Genomic DNA, 20,821 nt, shown 5'->3' on the forward strand with positions numbered 1-20,821 from the left:
GCCGTGCCCGAGCCCGAAGAGCCGATCCCGATCTCCGCGCTCCAGCACGCCGTCTATTGCCTGCGCCAGGCTGCGCTCATCCATATCGAGCGCCTGTGGGAGGAGAATCGCTTCACGGCGGAAGGGCGGATCCTGCACGAAGCCGCGCACGAGCCGGGCGAGCGCAAGCGGGCGGGCATACGCCGCGCCACCGCGTTGCCCCTGGCCTGCCGCCGGTTGAACCTCGCCGGCGTCGCCGACCTCGTCGAGTTTCATGCCGCAGGGGATGGCGAGATCGCCTTTCCCGTGGAGTACAAGCGCGGCAAGGCCAAGCTCCACCGGGCCGATGAAGTCCAGCTCTGCGCACAGGCCCTCTGCCTGGAGGAGATGACCGGCCGGCCGGTGCCCGAAGGCGCGCTGTTCTATGCCGAGACGCGACGACGCGCGATCATTCCCTTCGACCCCGAGCTGCGCCGGCTCACCGAGGAGACGGCCTCGCAGCTCGGCGCGCTGTTCGCAGCGCGCCGCACGCCACCGGCGGTCTATCGTGCCGACCGCTGCCGCGCCTGCTCGCTGATCGACACCTGTCGGCCGAAGGCCGCGGCCCGATCGGCGCTCGGCTTCCGCACGCGCGCCATCGAGGCCGTCCTGGCCGGTCTCGGCGAGGAGCCGCCGTGAAGAAATTGCTGAACACGCTCTATGTCACCACGGAAGGCGCGGCGCTGCGCAAGGACGGCGAGAACCTGGTCGCCGAGGTCGAGGGCGTCGAGCGGGCTCGCGTGCCCTTCCACATGCTCGGCTCCGTCGTCGTCTTCGGCGGCATCTTCGTGTCGCCGCCCCTGATCCAGGCGCTCGCTCCGGCCGGTGTCTCGATCGTCCTGCTCGATCGCGCCGGCCGTTTCCAGGCGCGTGTCGAAGGGCCGGTCAGCGGCAATGTGCTGCTGCGCCGGGCGCAATATCGTGCGGCGGACCAGCCCGACGAGATCGTGCGCAGCCTGGTGTCGGCCAAGGTCGCCGATCAGCGCGCCGTCCTGCAGCGGGCCTTGCGGGACTATGGCGAGGAGATGGCCGGCGAGCAGCGCGGCCGGATCGAGGATGCCGTGGAGCGCCTCGCCCGCATCCTGCGCCGCGTTGCCCTCACCGATGCGGGGGCCGAGGCCCTGCGCGGGACCGAAGGCGAGGCGGCGCAAGCCTATTTCGCCGTCTTCGGCGATCTCGTCCGCGCGCCCGATCCGCAGATCCGCTTTCTCGGCCGCAGCCGCCGCCCGCCGCTCGACCCGGTCAATGCCCTGCTGTCCTTCCTCTACACGCTCCTCACCCATGACTGCCGCAGCGCCGCCGAGGGTGTCGGCCTGGACCCCGCGGTCGGCTTCCTGCATCGGGACCGCCCGGGACGGCCGAGCCTGGCGCTCGACCTGATGGAGGAGATGCGCCCGATCATGGCCGACCGGCTGGCGCTGTCCCTGATCAATCGCCGCCAGCTCCGGGCGCGGGACTTCGAGACCCGCGACGGCGGCGCCGTGCTGCTCACCGACGAGGGACGCCGCACCGTGCTCTCGGCCTGGCAGGAGCGCAAGAAGGAGGAACGGCGCCACCCCTTCCTGGAGGAAGCGGCGCCGCTCGGCCTGGTGCCGCACCTGCAGGCCCTGCTCCTCGCGCGCCATCTGCGGGGCGATCTCGACGCCTATCCCCCCTGGATCTGGAAATGACCGCGCCGGACGATCCGCGCTCGGAGAGACCGGCATGCTGGTTCTGGTGACCTATGACGTCCGGACCGCCGAGCCGGGTGGCGCGGCGCGACTGCGGCGCGTCGCCAAGGCCTGCCGCGACTATGGCCAGCGGGTCCAGTTCTCCGTGTTCGAGATCGAGGTCGATCCGGCGCAATGGGCCCGGCTGAAGGCCAAGCTCGAAAGCCTGATCGAGCCCGCGCACGACAGCCTGCGCTACTATTATCTCGGCGCGAACGGGGCCCGGCGGGTCGAGCATGTCGGCGCCAAGCCCGCCACGGATCTCGGCGGCCCGCTGATCGTCTGAAGGCTGCAGCGCGAACCTCGAGCATGCCCACTTTGCCCGGGAGGTTCGCGCCCGGCACATCCCATTGAAAAACACGATAATCCCGATGGTGCCCCGACAGACCCGCTCCGGCGGCCTCGATTCCGAGCCGGTTCGCGCCAGGCCGGGCATTTGTCACGCACCGGGAATGGGTTAGCGTCAGCGACGTCGCCTCTCACGCGGAGGCGTGGATCGAAACTTGAACGGAATGGTTCACATAACTTTGTATCGCGAGTCGCCTCTCACGCGGAGGCGTGGATCGAAACGTCAAGCGCGATGAGGCGGCTGCCTATAACCGCGGTCGCCTCTCACGCGGAGGCGTGGATCGAAACGGCAGCGCGCCCCAAGCGGCGATGACCCGCTCGGGTCGCCTCTCACGCGGAGGCGTGGATCGAAACGTTGACTCGCCGCCGCTTAAGCGGGCGATGACGGGTCGCCTCTCACGCGGAGGCGTGGATCGAAACTATAAGTGGGTGGACACTCCTGCAACGGATGACAGTCGCCTCTCACGCGGAGGCGTGGATCGAAACGTGAGCCGCGGCCAGCACGGCGGCGGCAATCGGGTCGCCTCTCACGCGGAGGCGTGGATCGAAACGGCCTGACGGCACCGCCGGATTCCCGGTCGTGATCGTCGCCTCTCACGCGGAGGCGTGGATCGAAACACGCGTAGCGTAGCGACCATGTGTCTCCCATCGACGTCGCCTCTCACGCGGAGGCGTGGATCGAAACGCAACTGCAAGACCTGCCAGCATCTCACCAAGGGTGTCGCCTCTCACGCGGAGGCGTGGATCGAAACTACCGCATGAGCGCGGCGGCCTACCATGCCGACCCGTCGCCTCTCACGCGGAGGCGTGGATCGAAACGGCGACCAGCTCGGCGGCCTGTTCGGCGCCGCGGTCGCCTCTCACGCGGAGGCGTGGATCGGAACATCCTGGTCCGCAGCCGCAACCACATTCGCCGCGCAGGCCGCGCATGTCGTCCTGCCGTCACAATCCGCCCCTGCCCCGGGAACGGAACCGGCCGGGCCGCGTTCTCCCGGACATCCCCATTGTCCAGTGAAGGCGGCCCGCCATGCTGATCCGCTACGGCTTCCATATCGACATCGCGGTCGCGCAGCCCACCACCGTGGTGACGGTGCTCGACGTCCATCCCGACCGGCGGGCCGACATCCTGGAGGAGGAGGGCCTGGCGGTCGAGCCGCCGCAGCACATGGCTCCCTTCCTCGACGGCGGCGGCAATCTGTGCCGGCGCATCGACACCCCGCCGGGAACGCTGTCGCTGAACTGCCGCGGCCTGATCCGCGACGGCGGCGAGCCGGATGCCGTGGTGCCCGACGCGCGCCACGTGCCGGTGCCGGAGCTGCCCAACGCCGCGCTCGTCCATCTCCTCGGCAGCCGCTACTGCGACACCGACCTGCTCGCCACCTTCGCCTGGGCCCGGTTCGGCGGCATTGCCGGCGGCTGGGCCAAGGTGCAGGCGGTCTGCGACTTCGTGCACGAGCGCCTCACCTTCGGCTATGAGCACGCCCGCGCCACCCGCACCGCCGCCCAGGCGCTGGAGGAGCGGGTGGGCGTGTGCCGCGACTTCACCCATCTCGCCGTGGCGCTCTGCCGCTGCCTCAACATCCCCGCGCGGTACTGCAACGGCTATCTCGGCGACATCGGCGTGCCGCCCGTGCCGCTGCCGATGGACTTCAACGCCTGGTTCGAGGCCTATGTCGGCGATGCCTGGCACACGTTCGACGCCCGCCACAACGAGCCGCGCATCGGGCGCATCGTCGTCGCCCGCGGCCGCGACGCCGCCGACGTCGCCATGATCTCGTCCTTCGGCCGGCATGAGCTGCGCCGCTTCGAGGTGATCACCGAGGAGGTCGGCGGCGGGGCGCCTGCCCTGATGGCGGCCGAGTAGCTCAGGCGCCGTTGGCGAGCGGCGCCTCGCCCACCTCGGGCGGCCGCTCGAAGCGCAGCGTCCAGCGCAGGCCCGCCGGGGCATAGTCGAGCTCCACCTCGCCGCCGACGGCGCGCGCCACCGTGCGCTCGATCACCAGCTGCCCGAAGCCGCGCCGGGTCGGCGGCGTCACCGGCGGGCCGCCGCTCTCGCGCCAGCTCATCACGATCGCCAGCGTGCCGCCGGCACCGGGCTCGGCGGACCATGCGATGTCGACACGCCCGTCCGGCGTCGACAGCGCGCCGTATTTGGCGGCGTTGGTGGCGAGCTCGTGCAGGGCGAGGCCGATATTCTGGATCATCTCGGCCGGCAGGGTGATGGCGGGCCCGTCGAGGAACACCTGGCGGCCGACGAGGTCGGCGTAATGGCCGAGCTGGGCGCGCACCATGTCGCCGATGCCGGCGCCGCTCCAGCCCTCGTCGACCAGCAGCGTATGCGCCCGGCCGAGCGCCTCCAGCCGATCGGCGAAGCGCTCGAGGAAGGTCTCCATGTCGCCGGCGGTCGCCGCGGTCTGGCGCGCCATCGCCTGCGTCACCGCCAGCGTGTTCTTGGAGCGGTGCGCCAGCTCGCGCATCAGCAGGCGGATGTGGCGCTCGCGGCGCTTGCGCTCGGTCACCTCGCTGTGGACGGAGGTGACGCCGTCGATCGAGCCCTTGTCGTCGCGGGTCGATTCGATGTGGACGTCGTACCATTTGCCGTCGGCCTCGCCGGAGGCGGAGAGGAAGATCTCGAAATCGCGCGGCTCGCCGCTGCGCAGCGTCTCCTCCTTGGCGGCGATCATGCGCGAGCGGGCCGGCTCCGGCATCAGCTCGGCATCGGTCCGGCCGATGAACCATTCCGCGGGCTGGCCGAGCAGGCTGTTGCGCATCCAGCGGTAGCGCAGCTCGCGGTCCTGGCTCGCCAGCACGATCGGCGCCGTGCGCAGGGCGGCGTCGAAGCGGCGGGCGGTGTCGGTGAGCTCGGCCCGGACGGTGGAGACCTGGCCGGCGAGCTCGAAGGTCGCCTCCTCCAGCGAGCGGGCGATCTGGCGCTGGGAGCTGACGTCGCGCGCCAGCGTCGTCGTGCGCCGCGACAGGACGAGCACCGAGGCCGCCATGCCGAGGCCGGCCAGCACCAGCACCGCGCCGATGGCCAGGCCCAGGCGGTCGCGCCGGCGGTCGCCCTCGGCCAGGCGCTCGGCGAGCAGCTGCCGCTCGCCGGCCTGCAGCCGTGCCGCTTCGGCGCGCACGTCCGCCATGGCGCGTCCGGCCTCGCCGGCCAGGGCTGCGCGGGCGCCGGCGGCGTCGCCGGTCCGCGCCTCGGCGACCAGGGCGGCGAGGCGGGCCTGCCAGGCGTCCCAGAGCGAGGCGGCCGCCTCGACATGCCTGAGGTGCTCGGGATTGTCCGCCACCAGGCCGCGCAGCGCGGCGAGCCGCGCCGGCACGGCCGCCACCGCCGCGTCGAGCGGCTGCGCGGCGCTCTCGGCGCCCGTGGCGATGAAACCGCGCTCGGCAGCCTCGGCATCGGCCATGGCGGCGGTCAGGGCCAGGGCGGCGTCGATCACCGCATAGGAATGGTCGATCAAGAGGCGGCTGCGCGCCGAGGCCCTCCACTCCGCCACCAGGAAGGCGGCCGCGGTGGCGAGCACGACGATGAGCAGCGCCAGCGGCAGGATCGATCGGGGCACACGCACGCCAGCAAGCCTCCTGCCCCGCCGGGGCTCGTCGCGCTCCGCCGAGGCTCGCCCGCCGGTCGCATCCCTTCTGTTCGCGGCATGCCTTATGGCACGGGCGGAAGCCGTCACGATGGTTTCATCTTACCGTGTGGCGCCTGCGCGTCCATTGAAACCGGGCGGCGGCTCTTGCCGGGCGTCGCCCCCGCCCCACAATCAGGGAAGGATCAACAAACCGGAGAACGCCCGTGGGCGGAGAAAGCCTGCTCATCTTCCTCCTCGTCGGCCTCATCGCCGGCTGGATCGCCGGCATGGTGGTGCAGGGCGGCGGCTTCGGCCTCGTCGGCGACCTCGTCATCGGCGTGGTCGGCGCCTTCATCGCCGGCTGGCTCTTTCCGCGGCTCGGCGTCCATCTCGGCGCCGGCCTCGTCGGCGCCATCATCTCCGCCGCGCTCGGCGCCATCATCCTGCTCCTGGTCGTGCGCCTGGTCCGACGGGCCTGAACGGAAGGCGGGCGGGGCCGCGACGCTCTCGCCCGCCTCGGGCGCCTCCATTCCCAGGAAAAAATTTTTATTGGCAGAATAGCCTGTTTCCGACGCGAACAGCGCCGAGAGGATGGATTCGTGTCGTTTTCAGCCCAGTTCTGCGAAAAGACCGATGAAGATGGGGCCAGGCGATAGAGAATTCCTATCAAGCGACGAACCTGCTTTCTTGATTCCGATGGACCGCGCGCGCATCGTCGCCGGCCTTAGAACCTCTCGAAAGAGGCCGTGGATGCAGGCATACGAGGACGGGGCATACGAGGACTGGAACGCGGAACGGGCCGCCGCCATCATCGCTGCCGGCAAGGACCGCGAAGGGCCGCTCCTGCCCATCCTCCACGGCTTCATGGCGGCGTTCGGCTACGTGCCCGAGCCGGCGGTGCCGATGGTCGCCGAGGCGCTCAACCTGTCGCGCGCCGAGGTGCACGGGGTCGTCACCTTCTACCACGACTTCCGCCGCGAGCCGGCCGGGCGCCATGTGGTGAAGCTGTGCCGGGCGGAGTCCTGCCAGGCTGCCGGCTGCGAGCGCCTCGCCGACCATCTGGAGGAGAAGCTCGGCATCGGCTTCGGCGAGACCACGCCGGACGGCCGCGTCACGCTGGAGCCGATCTACTGCCTCGGTCTCTGCGCCCTTTCGCCCGCGGCGCTGATCGACGACCGCGTCGTCGCCCGCCTCGACGAGAAGCGCCTCGACGCCGTGCTGGCGGAGACGCTGCGATGAGCCTGCACCTCACGATCCCGCGCGATGCCGGCGCCCTCGCCGTCGGCGCCGACGAGGTGGCGGCGGCGCTGCAGGTCGCGGCCATGGCCCGCGGCCTCGAGCTCACCGTCACCCGCACCGGCTCGCGCGGCCTCTACTGGCTGGAGCCGCTGGTCGAGGTCGTGACCGAGGCCGGACGCATCGGCTACGGCCCGGTCACGCCCGATGACGCCGAGGGCCTGATCGAGGCGCTCGCGGGAGACGGCGCCCATCGCCTGCGCGTCGGCCGCCCCGAGGACCTGCCCTTCCTCAAGCGCCAGACGCGCCTCACCATGGCGCGCACCGGCATCGTCGACCCGCGCTCGTTCGAGGACTACCAGGCCCATGGCGGCCTCGAAGGCCTGCGCAAGGCGATCGAGATCGGCCCGGCCGCCATCGTCGAGGCCGTCACCCAGTCGGGCCTGCGCGGACGCGGCGGCGCCGGCTTTCCCACCGGCATCAAGTGGAAGACGGTGGCCGACGCCAAGGCCGACCGCAAATATATCGTCTGCAACGCCGACGAGGGCGACAGCGGCACCTTCGCCGACCGCATGCTGATGGAGGGCGACCCCTTCTGCCTGATCGAGGGCATGGCCATCGCCGGCATCGCCACCGGCGCGACCAAGGGCTTCGTCTATATCCGCTCCGAATATCCCCACGCCGTCGCCGCCATGGAAGCGGCCATGACAGCGGCGCGGCGCGGCGGGATGCTCGGCCGGGCCGTGCTCGGCTCGGCCCATGCCTTCGACATGGAGGTCCGGGTCGGCGCCGGCGCCTATGTCTGCGGCGAGGAGACCTCGCTCCTGCAGAGCCTGGAGGGCAAGCGCGGCACCGTGCGGGCCAAGCCGCCGCTGCCCGCCCACAAGGGCCTGTTCGCGCGGCCGACGGTGATCAACAACGTGCTGTCGCTGGCGACCGTGCCGATCGTCCTCGCCCGCGGCGCCGCCTTCTACCGCGACTTCGGCATGGGCCGCTCGCGCGGCACCATGCCGATCCAGCTCGCCGGCAATATCCGCTACGGCGGGCTCGCCGAGGTCGCCTTCGGCGTCACCCTCGGCGAGCTGGTCGACGATATCGGCGGCGGCACGCTCTCCGGCCGGCCGGTGCGCGCCGTCCAGGTCGGCGGCCCGCTCGGCGCCTATTTCCCGCGCGCCCTGTTCGACACGCCGTTCGATTATGAATCCTTCGCCGCCCGCGACGGCCTGATCGGCCATGGCGGCATCGTGGTGTTCGACGACACCGTCGACATGAAGCGCCAGGCGCGCTTCGCCATGGAATTCTGCAGCATCGAGTCCTGCGGCAAATGCACGCCCTGCCGCATCGGCGCCATCCGCGGCGCCGAGACCATCGACAAGATCATCGCCGGCCAGGACGTGGCGCGCAATATCGCCGTGGTCGAGGACCTCTGCCAGACCATGAAGTTCGGCTCGCTCTGCGCTCTCGGCGGCTTCACGCCCTATCCCGTCCTGTCGGCCATCCGGCATTTCCCCGAGGATTTCGACGTCACCCCGCACCGGGTGGCAGCGGAATGATGGCGATGGCCGGCATCCCGCCCTATATTGAGGGAAGCAAGGCCCCGGGCCTCGCCTCCCGTGCGACGAGGGGAGCGGACGGCCGGAGCGCCGCCGCGGCGGCCGCGATCGTCCCGATGCCCTCCGCCCACCGTCCATGGCAGGATCGCCGGTCCTGGCGCCGTGACGAAGCCGATACCCGCCCTTGCCTGCTGAGGTGACCGCTATGTCTCTCGTTCACGAAACCGACTACGGCACGCCTCTCTCGAAGTCCGAGAAGATGGTGTCGCTCACCATCGACGGCGTCGCGGTCTCCGTGCCCGAGGGCACCTCGATCATGCGCGCCGCCATGGAGATGGGCACGCAGATCCCCAAGCTCTGCGCCACCGACATGGTGGACGCCTGGGGCTCGTGCCGCATGTGCCTCGTCGAGATCGAGGGTCGCGCCGGCACGCCGGCCTCCTGCACCACGCCGGTCGCGCCGGGCATCGTGGTCCACACCCAGACCCAGCGGCTCAAGGAGATCCGCAAGGGCGTGATGGAGCTCTATATCTCTGACCATCCGCTCGACTGCCTCACCTGCGCCGCCAACGGCGATTGCGAATTGCAGGACGTGGCCGGCCAGGTCGGCCTGCGCGAGGTCCGCTACGGCTACGAGGGCGAGAACCACGTCTTCGCCAGGACCGACGGGCACGCCAACGAGAACTGGATGCCGCAGGACGGCTCCAACCCCTATTTCAACTATGATCCCGCCAAGTGCATCGTCTGCTCGCGCTGCGTGCGGGCCTGCGAGGAGGTGCAGGGCACCTTCGCGCTGACCATTTCCGGCCGCGGCTTCGACAGCCGCGTCTCGCCCGGCATGAACGAAGCCTTCTTCGAGTCCGAATGCGTCTCCTGCGGCGCCTGCGTCCAGGCCTGCCCGACGGCGACGCTGACGGAGAAGAAGGTGATCGAGATCGGCCAGCCCGAGCACTCGGTCGTCACCACCTGCGCCTATTGCGGCGTCGGCTGCGCCTTCAAGGCCGAGATGCGCGGCGAGGAGCTGGTGCGCATGGTGCCCTACAAGGACGGCAAGGCCAATCGCGGCCATTCCTGCGTCAAGGGCCGCTTCGCCTGGGGCTACGCCACCCACAAGGAGCGCATCCTGAAGCCGATGATCCGCGAGCGGATCAGCGACCCCTGGCAGGAAGTGACCTGGGAGCAGGCGATCGCCCACGCCGCCTCGGAGTTCAAGCGCATCCAGGCCAAGTACGGCAAGGATTCGATCGGCGGCATCACCTCCTCGCGCTGCACCAACGAGGAAACCTACCTGGTGCAGAAGCTGATCCGCGCCGGCTTCGGCAACAACAATGTCGACACCTGCGCCCGCGTCTGCCATTCGCCGACCGGCTACGGCCTCGGCCAGACCTTCGGCACCTCGGCCGGCACCCAGGACTTCGATTCGGTCGAGGACACCGACGTCGTCATCATCATCGGCGCCAACCCGACCGACGGCCACCCCGTCTTCGCCTCGCGCCTGAAGAAGCGGCTGCGCGCCGGGGCCCGGCTGATCGTCGTCGATCCGCGCAAGACCGACATCGTCCGCTCGGCCCATGTCGAGGCCGATTTCCACCTGCCGCTCCTGCCCGGCACCAATGTCGCCATGCTGACGGCGCTGGCCCATGTCATCGTCACCGAGGGCCTGGTCGACGAGGCCTTCGTGCGCGAGCGCTGCGACATGGAGGCGTTCCAGGCCTGGGCCGAGTTCGTGTCGGACCCGCGCCACAGCCCCGAGGCGGTGGAGCAATATACCGGCGTCAAGGCGGCGGACGTGCGCGGCGCGGCCCGGCTCTACGCCACCGGCGGCAACGGCGCGATCTATTACGGCCTCGGCGTCACCGAGCACAGCCAGGGCTCGACCACGGTGATGGCCATCGCCAATCTCGCCATGGCCACCGGCAATCTCGGCCGCAAGGGCGTCGGCGTGAACCCGCTGCGCGGCCAGAACAACGTGCAGGGCTCCTGCGACATGGGCTCCTTCCCGCACGAATTGCCGGGCTATCGCCATATCGGCACCGACAGCGTCCGCACCATGTTCGAGGAGTTCTGGGGCGCCAAGCTCGACAAGGAGCCGGGCCTGCGCATTCCCAACATGTTCGACGCCGCCGTCGACGGCTCGTTCAAAGGCCTCTACGTCCAGGGCGAGGACATCGTCCAGTCCGACCCGGACACCAAGCACGTCACGGCCGGGCTGGCGGCGATGGAATGCGTCGTCGTGCAGGACCTGTTCCTGAATGAGACCGCCAACTACGCCCATGTCTTCCTGCCGGGCTCGACCTTCCTGGAGAAGGACGGCACCTTCACCAATGCCGAGCGCCGCATCCAGCGCGTGCGCAAGGTGATGGCGCCCAAGGCCCGCTATGCCGACTGGGAGGTGACGCTGCTGCTGGCCGAGGCGATCGGCTACTCCATGCGCTACGAGCACCCCTCGCAAATCATGGACGAGATCGCCCGCCTCACCCCGTCCTTCGCCGGCGTCTCCTACGAGAAGCTGGAGGAGATGGGCTCGGTGCAGTGGCCCTGCAACGAGAAGGCACCCGAGGGCACGCCGATCATGCATATCGACCATTTCGTCCGCGGCCAGGGCCGCTTCATGATCACCGAGTACATCCCGACCGACGAGCGCACCGGATCGCGCTTCCCGCTGCTGCTGACCACCGGCCGCATCCTCAGCCAGTACAATGTCGGCGCCCAGACCCGGCGCACCGACAACTCGCTCTGGCATCAGGAAGACCTCCTGGAGATCCACCCGCACGACGCCGAGCAGCGCGGCATCCGCGAGGGCGACTGGGTCAAGCTCGATAGCCGCTCCGGCTCGACGTCCCTGCACGCCACCATCACCGAGCGCGTCGCCCCCGGCGTCGTCTACACCACCTTCCACCACCCCTCGACCCAGGCCAACGTCATCACCACCGACTATTCCGACTGGGCGACCAATTGCCCGGAATACAAGGTGACGGCGGTGCAGGTGATGCCCTCCAACGGGCCGACGGCCTGGCAGGAGGAGTACGAGGCGATGGCGAAGAACGCGCGGCGCATCGCCCTGCCCGAAGCGGCGGAGTGACCATGCCGGCCGGCGCCCAGCGCATCCGCCGCCTCTCCTTCCGCGACGGGGTCGCCGCGGAGGGCAGCCGGGCCGTGCCCGAGGAGACCGCGCTCGCCGTGGTCTATGACGGCGGCTCCTATGCCGTGATGATGGGCAGCCCCACCCATCTGGAGGATTTCGCCGTCGGCTTCTCCCTGACCGAAGGCCTGATCGGCGGGCTCGACGACATCGAGGACTTCGAGACCCTCGAGCACGAGAACGGCATCGAGCTGCGCCTGTGGCTGAAGGAGCCGCGGTCCAAGGCTCTCGCCGCCCGCCGCCGCATGATCGCCGGCCCGACCGGCTGCGGGCTCTGCGGCATCGACAGCCTGACGGAAGCCCTGCGCACGCCGCCACGGGTCGGGGCCGGCTCGCGCTTCACTCCGGCCGAGATCGAGGCGGCCCTGGCGGCGCTCGCCCCGGCCCAGGTGCTCAACCACGAGACCCGCGCCGTGCACGCCGCCGCCTTCTGGAGCCCCGACACCGGCCTCGCCGCCCTGCGCGAGGATGTCGGCCGCCACAACGCCCTCGACAAGCTCGCCGGCGCCCTGGCACGGGCGGGCATCGAGGCGACCCGGGGCCTGGTGCTGCTCACCAGCCGCGTCTCGGTGGAGATGGTGCAGAAGACCGCCACGATCGGCGCGCCGGTCATCGTCGCCGTCTCGGCCCCGACCGCGCTCGCGGTCCGCACCGCCGAGGCCGCCGGCATCACCCTGATCGGCGTCGCCCGCGGCGACGGCTTCGAAGTCTTCACCCATCCCGATCGCATCGCACCGGAGCCGATATCCCATGTCGCCTGACAAGCTCGTGCGGATGGCGAACCAGATCGGCAAGTTCTTCGCCTCCCAGGGCCCGGCCGTCGCCGTTCCCGGCATTGCCGAGCACATCCGCAAGTTCTGGGAGCCGCGCATGCGCGAGGCCATCTTCGCCCATCTCGACGCCGGCGGCGCCGGGATCGACCCGCCGGTGCGCGAAGCGCTGGAGCAGCTGCGGCAGAAGGCGGCTTGATGCAAGGGGCCTTCGGTCGCTGGCGGCCGCCCGTGCAAGCACGTTCATGCCCGGCGAGCTAAGGCGTGTCCGGAGATAGATGAATCGATGTAGGGTCCGGCCCGATACGGCCAGGCGAGACGCGACGATGGCCAATGAGCACGCAGCGCCTGCCGCTCCCCTCCCCCTTGCGGGGAGGGGTAAGGGGCTGGGGGTCCATCAGGCTAGAGCGTAGCGCACGTCACAACATGCCCTTTTTCAAGCCGATCCACCTCATTCCGCACGACCCCCACCCCTTACCCCTCCCCGCAAGGGGGAGGGGATTGGCGGGCGTCGCGTTCAATTTGGTTATTCCCGAACGACTTGTTAGCCGGCTACTTCTGCCAGCGTTTCGCGCGCCGCACGGACCACGGCCTCCGTCGTGATGTCGAACTTCGCATAGACGTCTCCGATCTTGCCGGAGGCGCCGAAGCCGTGCATGCCGACGAAGCGGCCCTGGAAGCCGATATAGCGGTCCCAGCCCATCTCGACGGCGGCTTCCACCGCGACACGCGCGTGCGTCGTGCCCATCACCGCCTTCTTGTAGGCGGCGTCCTGCTCCTCGAAGAGCAGGCGGCAGGGCATGGAGACGACCGCCGTCGGAATGCCGTCCTTCTGCAGAATCTCCCGCGCCTGGACCGCGAGCTGCAGTTCCGAGCCGGTGCCGATCAGCGTGAGCCGGCGCTCGCCGCCTTCGGCCTCGAGCAGGACATAGGCGCCCCTGGCCGACTTGTTCTCGTTGCCGGGCTCCTTGCGCAGCAGCGGCATCGGCTGGCGCGACAGCGCGATGACGGCGGCGCGGCGCGACGCCTCCAGGATCAGCTCCCAGCATTCGGCGGTCTCGACCGGATCGCCCGGGCGAAACACGCCGAGATGCGGAATCGCCCGCAGCGCCGCGAGATGCTCGACCGGCTGATGGGTCGGGCCGTCCTCGCCGAGGCCGATGGAGTCATGGGTCATGACGAAGATCGTGCGGATCTGCATCAGGGCCGCGAGGCGGATCGACGGGCGGCAATAATCGGAGAAGCACAGGAAGGTGCCGCCATAGGGGATCACGCCGCCGTGCAGCGCGATGCCGTTCATGGCGGCGGCCATGCCGTGCTCGCGCACGCCGTAATGCATGTAGGTGCCGCTGTAATCGCCGGGCTTGATCTCGATCATGCCCTTCGCCCGGGTGTTGTTCGAGGGCGTGAGGTCGGCCGAGCCTCCCAGCAGCTCCGGGATGGCGGCGGCGAGATGGTCGAGCACCGCGCCGCTGGCCTGGCGGGTCGCCAGGTCCTTGCCGCCGGCGATGAACTCGGCGCGGGCCGCGGCGATGGCCGCCTTCCAGTCGGCGGGCAGCTCGCCGCTGCTGCGCCGCTCGAACTCCCGGCGCAGGTCCTCCGGCGCCGCCTGGACGCGATCGGCCCAGGCCGTGCGGGCGGCGCGGCCCTTGGCGCCGATCTCGCGCCATGCGCGCAGCAAGTCCTCGGGGATGACGAAGGGCGGGGAGTCCCAGCCGAGGATCTTGCGGGCGCCGGCGATCTCCTCCTCGCCCGACGCGTCGCTATGGGCCTTCTGGGTGCCGGCCTTGGTGGGGAAGCCGAAGCCGATGATGGTCTTGCAGGCGATCATCGAGGGCTTGTCCGTCACGGCGCGGGCGGCGGTGATGGCGTCGCGGATGGCGTCGGTGTCGTGCCCGTCGATCTCCTGGACATGCCAGCCGGAGGCGCGGAAGCGCTCCACCTCGTTGTCCGACACCGCGAGGCTCGTCGCGCCGTCGATGGAGATGGAATTGTTGTCCCAGAAGGCGATGAGGCGGCCGAGCTTGTAGTGGCCCGCCATGGAGATCGCTTCCTCGCTGATGCCCTCCATCAGGCAGCCGTCGCCCAGGAAGACATAGGTCCAGTGATTGCAGATATCGTCGCCGAACCTGGCGTTCATGATGCGCTCGGCGAGCGCGAAGCCGACGGAATTGGCGATGCCCTGGCCGAGCGGCCCGGTCGTCGTCTCGATGCCCTCGGCATGCCGGTATTCCGGGTGGCCGGCGGTCCGGCTGTCGATCTGGCGGAAGCGCTTCAGCTCATCCAGCGTCATGTCCGTGGAGCCGGTCAGGTAGAGCAGGCTGTAGAGCAGCATCGAGCCGTGACCGTTCGACAGGAGGAACCGGTCGCGGTCGAACCAATGCGGATCGGCCGCATCGAACTGCATGAAATCCTTGTACAGAACGGTCGCGATATCAGCCATGCCCATCGGCGCGCCGGGATGGCCGCTCTTGGCCTGCTGCACGGCGTCCATGGACAGGAAGCGGATGCAATCCGCCAGGTCCCGCAAGTGCTGGTCGCGGGGCTTGGGGACCGTCTTGATCGCCGGAGGGGCGGTTACGTCAGCCATGATGGGAGGCTCCTTCTTCGCGGGGTCGTCTGGAATGCATCGGTATGGCACGGCTGCGCCGGCACCGAAACTGTGCGCCGTTCGTCCTCGATATCTTCACGCGGTCGTGCGCGCCCGCGAACGCCTGGACCGCCGAGGTTGCGTCGATTGGTCGAACTTGACCGCAGAGCGCCGAGCCTCCATCTAAGGCGCGAACGATCAGGGCACGATCGCGGGTCCGGCACCCTCCATGCCGTCCGATCTGCAGTCGCCTTGCTTCCGGAAGCCGCTCACTGGGGCGGCTTCGCCGTTTTGAGCCCCTGTTCAACCTGAACCCGATCGGACATCCCATGGCCCGCAAGAAATCCAAGCCGCTCGACAGTGCCTATGTGCTGTTCGACGTCATCTACGAGGACGATTCCCGCCGCTCGAACCGCCGCGTCCCCTCCTCGCTGGTCGGCGGCCTCGACGGCGACGCGCCGGTGCTGCAGTTCCTGATCGAGCAGGACGAGGCGATCGCCGAGAAGTCCGGGCGCCCGCGCCTGGAGATCAAGCGGATGGTCCGCTCGGAGGCATAAGAGCGGCGGACGCGCCGGCGCCCTTGCCCAAAGCCGCGCATATTGCTAAGGGAGCCCCCGTTCGGGCTGCCCGCGACCGCGGTCATGGGCCGCCGATCGGGTGCACGGGGCAAGACCCCCGCGCCGGGTTCTCCGGAACCGGCCGCCCGGACTTGGACTGACGTTCCTGCCCTGCGGGCCACGCGCCGGCCGGCATCGCCGCCCGATCATCGGGGGCAGCCGTTTCGGATCGCCGATCTCTCCGACGAGATGCGATCCGTGCCGTGCGGCGGGAGCGATGATCAACACCAACCAGCCGGCGCCAGGAAACCTGCATGTCCGCACACGCACTCGCACTGCGCGAAGATTTCGCCGCAATGCTCGACGAGTCCTTCGGCACCGCCGATGCCGCCGAGGGCTCCGTCGTCAAGGGCACCGTCGTCGCCATCGAGAAGGACCTCGCCGTCATCGACGTGGGTCTGAAGACCGAAGGCCGCGTCGCCCTCAAGGAATTCAACGGCCCCGGCCGTGAGAACGGCATCAAGGTCGGCGACGTGGTCGAGGTCTATCTCGAGCGCATCGAGAACGCCCTCGGCGAAGCCGTGATCTCGCGCGACAAGGCGCGCCGCGAGGAGAGCTGGGTCAAGCTGGAGAAGTCGTTCGAGGCCAACGAGAAGGTCGAGGGCGTCATCTTCAACCAGGTCAAGGGCGGCTTCACCGTCGACCTCGACGGCGCCGTGGCCTTCCTGCCGCGCTCCCAGGTCGACATCCGGCCGGTGCGCGACGTCGGCCCGCTGATGAACATCCCGCAGCCCTTCCAGATCCTCAAGATGGACCGGCGCCGCGGCAACATCGTCGTCTCGCGCCGCACCGTGCTCGAGGAGAGCCGCGCCGAGCAGCGCCACGAGATCGTCCAGAACCTCGAAGAGGGCCAGGTGGTCGACGGCGTGGTCAAGAACATCACCGATTACGGTGCGTTCGTCGACCTCGGCGGCATCGACGGCCTGCTGCACGTCACCGACATCGCCTGGCGGCGCGTCAACCATCCGACCGAGCTCCTGACCATCGGCCAGCAGGTCAAGGTCAAGATCATCAAGATCAACCACGAGACCCACCGCATCTCCCTGGGCATGAAGCAGCTCCAGGCCGATCCGTGGCAGGGCATCGAGGCGAAGTACCCGATCCAGGCCAATTTCAAGGGCCGCGTCACCAACATCACCGACTACGGCGCCTTCGTGGAGCTGGAGCCGGGGATCGAAGGCCTGATCCACGTCTCCGAGATGTCGTGGACCAAGAAGAACGTCCACCCCGGCAAGATCGTCTCCACCTCGCAGGAAGTGGAAGTGCAGATCCTCGAGGTCGATCCGGTCAAGCGCCGCATCTCCCTCGGCCTCAAGCAGACGCTCTCCAACCCGTGGACCGACTTCGCCGAGTCCCATCCGAACGGCAGCGTCGTCGAGGGCGAGGTCAAGAACAAGACCGAGTTCGGCCTGTTCATCGGCCTGGACGGCGACGTGGACGGCATGGTCCACCTCTCCGACCTCGACTGGAACCGTCCGGGCGAGCAGGTGATCGACGAGTTCAAGAAGGGTGACCTGGTCAAGGCCGTGGTGCTCGACGTCGACATCGAGAAGGAGCGCATCTCGCTCGGCATCAAGCAGCTGGCGGGCGATCCCTTCGTCGACGCGGGCGAATTGAAGAAGAACCAGGTCGTCACCTGCGAGGTGATCGACGTCAAGGAAGGCGGCATCGACGTCAAGATCACCGGCACCGATCTGACGGCCTTCATCCGCCGCGGCGACCTCGCCCGCGACCGTGCCGACCAGCGTCCGGAGCGTTTCGCGGCCGGCGAGAAGGTCGACGCCCGCGTGGTGCAGTTCGACCGCAAGGCCCGCAAGGTGCAGGTCTCGATCAAGGCCCTGGAGATGGCCGAGGAGAAGGAAGCGATCGCCCAGTACGGCTCGTCCGACGCCGGCGCCTCGCTCGGCGACATCCTCGGCGCGGCGCTGCGCGCCCGCAACGAGAAGAAGTAAGGCCGGGCCTCCCGGCCGCCCCGACCGCAGATCGAACCCGCGCCGCTCGCCGGCGCGGGTTTTTTGTTGGGCTCAGGCTTCCGCCGCCGGACGCCCGGCCGCCTCGTGGTGGGCGCGCAGCGGCAGCTCCGGCAGGAACAGGAGCGCCACCAGCCCCAGCGCCGCCACGCCGGTGCCGACGGCGAAGGTGGTGGCGATGGCGTGCCGGTAGAGCTCGACCAGCGCGGCATGGGTCTCCGGCGCCAGGGCGGTGAGGTGGGGCATGCCGCCCTCGGCCGGCATGCCCTCCACGCCGAGCGAGGCCGCCCGCAGCCGCCAGGCCAGGATGGCGCCGGCGCCGGCCACGCCCACCAGCCCGCCGAGCGAGCGGAAGAAGGCCAGCGCCGCCGTGCCGACGCCGCGATGCGCGGTCGGCAGGGCGTTCTGCACGGCGATGGTCATGTTGGGCATGACCAGGCCGAGCCCGAGGCCGAGCAGGAGCATCGCCGGCTCGATCGCGGTCAGCCCCCAGGCGTCGGCGACGCCCCAGGCCAGCGTGGCGAAAGCGGTGACGGCCACGGCAAGGCCGACGAGCTGCGCCGGCTTGTAGCGGCCCGAGCGCAGCAGCACCCGGCCGTTGAACACGGAGGAGATCACCAGGCCGACCATCAGCGGCGCCGTGAGCAGGCCGGAGCTGGAGGGGCTGGCGCCCATCACCGCCTGGAAGAACAGCGGGAAGAACAGGCTGGCGCCGAGCAGGCCCATGAAGGTCAGCGCGAGGACCAGGCAGGCGACGAGGAAGAGCCGGTTGGCGAACAGCGCCGGCGGCAGCACCGGCTCCGGCTCGCGCCCGATATGCCGGACGAACAGGACGAGGCAGGCCAGCGCCGTGCCGGCGGCGAGCCCGATCTCGGGCGACAGCCAGGGCCAGCGCGACCCGCCCAGGGTCAGGGCGAGCAGGAAGGCGGTGGTGCCGGTGGTCAGCAGCGCCGCGCCGGCATAGTCGATCCGCCGCGACCCGGCCGGGCGGCGGCTTGGCAGCGTGCGGGCGATGACGGCGAGAGCCGCCGCCCCGATCGGCAGGTTGACGTAGAAGATCCAGTGCCAGGAGAGCAGGTCGGTGATGAGGCCGCCGAGCACCGGGCCGATGATGGTGCACACGGTCATGACGGCGACGATCGCCCCCTGCTGGCGGCCGCGCCGGGCCGGCGGCACGAGGTCGCCGATGATGATCTGGGCGAGCGGCATCAGCCCGCCGGCGCCGATGCCCTGGACAGCGCGGAACAGGATGAGCTGGACCAGCGTCTGCGCCGCCCCGCTCAGCACCGAGCCGAGCAGGAAGATCAGGATGGCGGCGTAGATCATCGGCTTGCGGCCATACTGGTCGCTGAGCCTGCCGTAGAGCGGCATGGTCGTGGTCGAGGTCAGGACATAGGCGGTGACTACCCAGGACAGGTGCTCGACGCCGCCGAGGTCGCCGACGATGCGCGGCAGCGCCGTCGCCACGATGCTCTGGTCGATGGCGCCGAGCGCCAGCACGATCATCAGGCCGAGGAACACCGCCCGGATCTCGCGGCGCGTCGGCGGCGCCGCCTCCGGCGCCGGGACGGCGGACTGCGACGCCTCGCTCATCGGCCGATCTCCTCCAGCGGCGCGATCGCCGCGCGGATCGCCTGGCGAGCCGGCGCCGGCAGCTGCGCCAGGCGGCGTGCCAGCCAGTCCGTGCGGCTGCGCCGGATGGTTTCGAGCAGGTCCCGCCCCTTCTCGGTGGCGATCAGGCCGATGCGGCGCCGGTCGCGCGGATCGGGCGGGGTGCGCTCCACCAGCCCGGCCAGCTCCATCGCCTTGACATGGCCGCTGATGGTCGGACCCCGCAGCTTCTCCTCTGCGGCGAGCTCGACGACCCCGATGCCCGGGCGCTTGACGATGCTGACGAGCAGCAGCGTCTGCAGCGGCGAGATGTCGAGCTCCGGCCCCTCGCGCCGGAGCCGGCGCATCAGGCGGTGCAGCGCCGGTCTCAACGCCTCGGCCAGCGCCCAGGCCTCGTCCGCGTCATGGGGTGGAAGGACATCCGCCACGGCTCGTTCCATGCCTGTCGATCGGTAGGCTACCTATCTATTGGATCGATGTGGCGAAGGCAAGGCAACGTAACGCAAAGGCCGTCGCTTCACGGACGCATCATCGGCGGCCGGCAAGCCCCACCGCAGGCAGAGTTGCACATACTTGTATAGACAACATGGCCAAGGGCTGATGCATCGAGGCGCGAACCGACCTGCCGAGCCGCCGCAGGGCTGCGCAGGCCGTGGCAATGGCGCAGCCGGCACCGATCGATCCAGACGAAGGCGGCCGGCGCGGGCGCTCGCGCCGATACTCTCAGGCGGCTTCCTGGATGGCGGCGAGCCGCCAGTCCGAGCCGCGGGAGCGGGCGAAGGTCCAGACCTCCTTGGTCTCGGTCGGCCGCTGGGCATCGCCCTCGACCACCCGGCCGGAGGCGCGCTCCACCGTGGCGTCGCGGCTGCGATAGCGCATCGCCACGGTGGCATAGTCGGTATCGCCCTCGCGCCAGGCCTCGGCGAGATCTCCCTGCAGGAGCTGCACGTCCGCGACCTCGTTGCGCAGGCCGCGCGCCGCGTTGCCGTCGAGCTCTTCGCGCAGCACCGCCCCGGCCTCCGGCATGGTGCGGGCCGCGAGGGCCGCCCGGTCCTCGCGGCCATAGGCCGTCTGGATCTCGCCGAGCAGCCGCTCGAACGTGTCGAGGTCGCCGCTGCCGATGCCGATCTCGTCCCGCGCGTTCGAGGGTCGGCCCGCCCGGGGGGCGGCACCCCGCGCGATGCCGGCGAGCCCGCCCGGCGCCGGCGGCGCGGCGCCGAAGCCGCCGCCCGGCGTCGCCGGCTGCCGCGCCGCGAAGAAGCGCATCGCCAGCATCGCCACCAGGGCGATGACGCCGAACTGCAGGATGAGCGCGAGCAGGCCGGAAAGGCCGCCGAAGCCATAGCCGAGCAGCATCCCGAGGGCGCCGCCGATCAGCAGGCCGCGCATCAGACCCCCGCCGAACAGGCCGGGACGGGACGGCATCTGCGGAGCGGCGGCCGGCACCGACCGGGGCGCCATCGTCGGGCTGATCGGCGATACCGGCCCTGACGCCGTCTGCGTCGGAGCCGGCGCGAGGTAGGTGCGGGCGCCGCGGCTGCCGAAGCTGCCGCCGCGGCGGGCATCGGCATGGTCGACGGCCACCAGGCTCGTCGCGAGAACGACTGCGAGAGCGGCGGCCAGGCTGCGGAAACGCGTCACGGGGTTCGATGCCTCGTCGGTTGATGTCGCGGCTGATA

At 70.1% G+C, this 20,821-nt stretch carries 17 protein-coding genes and 1 CRISPR repeat array; of the genes, 12 read left to right on the forward strand and 5 right to left on the reverse strand.

The window, feature by feature from the left end:
- Positions 1-3 precede the first annotated feature (3 nt).
- The 4 genes from cas4 (at position 4) to QO011_RS01435 (ending at position 3,939) form a co-directional block, all read left to right on the forward strand.
- Positions 4-657, forward strand: a complete 654-nt coding sequence (gene cas4, locus QO011_RS01420; RefSeq protein ID WP_307266694.1) for a CRISPR-associated protein Cas4 — start codon at positions 4-6, stop codon at positions 655-657.
- Positions 654-1,688, forward strand: a complete 1,035-nt coding sequence (cas1c, locus tag QO011_RS01425; protein WP_307266696.1) for a type I-C CRISPR-associated endonuclease Cas1c — start codon at positions 654-656, stop codon at positions 1,686-1,688. The genes cas4 and cas1c overlap by 4 nt, the downstream gene beginning before the upstream one ends.
- A 34-nt stretch (positions 1,689-1,722) precedes the next feature.
- Positions 1,723-2,013 (forward strand): CRISPR-associated endonuclease Cas2, encoded by a 291-nt coding sequence (gene cas2 / locus QO011_RS01430; protein WP_307266699.1) that lies wholly within the window; start codon positions 1,723-1,725, stop codon positions 2,011-2,013.
- Positions 2,014-2,198: 185 nt separating this feature from the next.
- A CRISPR array of direct repeats spans positions 2,199-2,959; the repeat unit is 32 nt; unit sequence GTCGCCTCTCACGCGGAGGCGTGGATCGAAAC.
- Between the two features lie 143 nt (positions 2,960-3,102).
- Complete coding sequence (locus QO011_RS01435; RefSeq protein ID WP_307266702.1) at positions 3,103-3,939, forward strand: transglutaminase-like domain-containing protein; 837 nt, start codon at positions 3,103-3,105, stop codon at positions 3,937-3,939.
- A gap of 1 nt (position 3,940) precedes the next feature.
- Here the strand turns inward: QO011_RS01435 and QO011_RS01440 are convergent, their stop codons facing one another.
- Positions 3,941-5,650: a CHASE3 domain-containing protein gene (locus QO011_RS01440; RefSeq protein ID WP_307266705.1), complete on the reverse strand. Its 1,710-nt coding sequence runs from the start codon at positions 5,648-5,650 to the stop codon at positions 3,941-3,943.
- Positions 5,651-5,877: 227 nt separating this feature from the next.
- Between QO011_RS01440 and QO011_RS01445 the strand changes: the two genes are divergently transcribed.
- The 6 genes from QO011_RS01445 (at position 5,878) to QO011_RS01470 (ending at position 12,553) form a co-directional block, all read left to right on the forward strand.
- A complete protein-coding gene (locus QO011_RS01445) occupies positions 5,878-6,132 on the forward strand; it encodes a GlsB/YeaQ/YmgE family stress response membrane protein (protein ID WP_307266707.1) in 255 nt (84 codons plus the stop codon).
- A gap of 271 nt (positions 6,133-6,403) precedes the next feature.
- A complete protein-coding gene (locus QO011_RS01450; protein WP_307266710.1) occupies positions 6,404-6,892 on the forward strand; it encodes a formate dehydrogenase subunit gamma in 489 nt (162 codons plus the stop codon).
- Entirely contained in the window at positions 6,889-8,442 is a 1,554-nt protein-coding gene (locus QO011_RS01455; protein WP_307266715.1) for a formate dehydrogenase beta subunit, read from the forward strand. The genes QO011_RS01450 and QO011_RS01455 overlap by 4 nt, the downstream gene beginning before the upstream one ends.
- A 205-nt stretch (positions 8,443-8,647) precedes the next feature.
- Positions 8,648-11,524: a formate dehydrogenase subunit alpha gene (gene fdhF, locus QO011_RS01460; RefSeq protein ID WP_307266717.1), complete on the forward strand. Its 2,877-nt coding sequence runs from the start codon at positions 8,648-8,650 to the stop codon at positions 11,522-11,524.
- Positions 11,525-11,526: 2 nt separating this feature from the next.
- Positions 11,527-12,345 (forward strand): formate dehydrogenase accessory sulfurtransferase FdhD, encoded by an 819-nt coding sequence (gene fdhD, locus QO011_RS01465; RefSeq protein WP_307269181.1) that lies wholly within the window; start codon positions 11,527-11,529, stop codon positions 12,343-12,345.
- Positions 12,335-12,553 carry a formate dehydrogenase subunit delta gene (locus QO011_RS01470; RefSeq protein WP_307266720.1) on the forward strand — a complete coding sequence of 73 codons (219 nt, stop codon included), beginning with the start codon at positions 12,335-12,337 and terminating at the stop codon, positions 12,551-12,553. Before fdhD ends, QO011_RS01470 begins: the two co-directional genes overlap by 11 nt.
- A gap of 345 nt (positions 12,554-12,898) precedes the next feature.
- Here the strand turns inward: QO011_RS01470 and tkt are convergent, their stop codons facing one another.
- Positions 12,899-14,944, reverse strand: a complete 2,046-nt coding sequence (gene tkt / locus QO011_RS01475; RefSeq protein WP_307266722.1) for a transketolase — start codon at positions 14,942-14,944, stop codon at positions 12,899-12,901.
- Between the two features lie 329 nt (positions 14,945-15,273).
- On the opposite strand from tkt, the gene QO011_RS01480 reads away from it, so the two are divergent.
- Positions 15,274-15,501, forward strand: a complete 228-nt coding sequence (locus tag QO011_RS01480; protein WP_307266724.1) for a hypothetical protein — start codon at positions 15,274-15,276, stop codon at positions 15,499-15,501.
- Between the two features lie 314 nt (positions 15,502-15,815).
- On the forward strand, positions 15,816-17,513 hold the full coding sequence (gene rpsA / locus QO011_RS01485) for a 30S ribosomal protein S1 (protein WP_307266726.1): 1,698 nt from the start codon (positions 15,816-15,818) through the stop codon (positions 17,511-17,513).
- A 72-nt stretch (positions 17,514-17,585) separates the two neighbouring features.
- On the opposite strand, the gene QO011_RS01490 is transcribed toward rpsA, so the two are convergent.
- The 3 genes from QO011_RS01490 to QO011_RS01500 form a co-directional block, all read right to left on the reverse strand.
- Positions 17,586-19,124, reverse strand: a complete 1,539-nt coding sequence (locus tag QO011_RS01490) for an MDR family MFS transporter (RefSeq protein ID WP_307266729.1) — start codon at positions 19,122-19,124, stop codon at positions 17,586-17,588.
- Positions 19,121-19,570 (reverse strand): MarR family winged helix-turn-helix transcriptional regulator, encoded by a 450-nt coding sequence (locus QO011_RS01495; protein WP_307266731.1) that lies wholly within the window; start codon positions 19,568-19,570, stop codon positions 19,121-19,123. The genes QO011_RS01490 and QO011_RS01495 overlap by 4 nt, the downstream gene beginning before the upstream one ends.
- Before the next feature lie 295 nt (positions 19,571-19,865).
- A complete protein-coding gene (locus QO011_RS01500) occupies positions 19,866-20,783 on the reverse strand; it encodes a Tim44 domain-containing protein (protein ID WP_307266732.1) in 918 nt (305 codons plus the stop codon).
- Positions 20,784-20,821 lie beyond the last annotated feature (38 nt).

The sequence above is a fragment of the Labrys wisconsinensis genome (assembly GCF_030814995.1).
Classification (GTDB): domain Bacteria; phylum Pseudomonadota; class Alphaproteobacteria; order Rhizobiales; family Labraceae; genus Labrys; species Labrys wisconsinensis.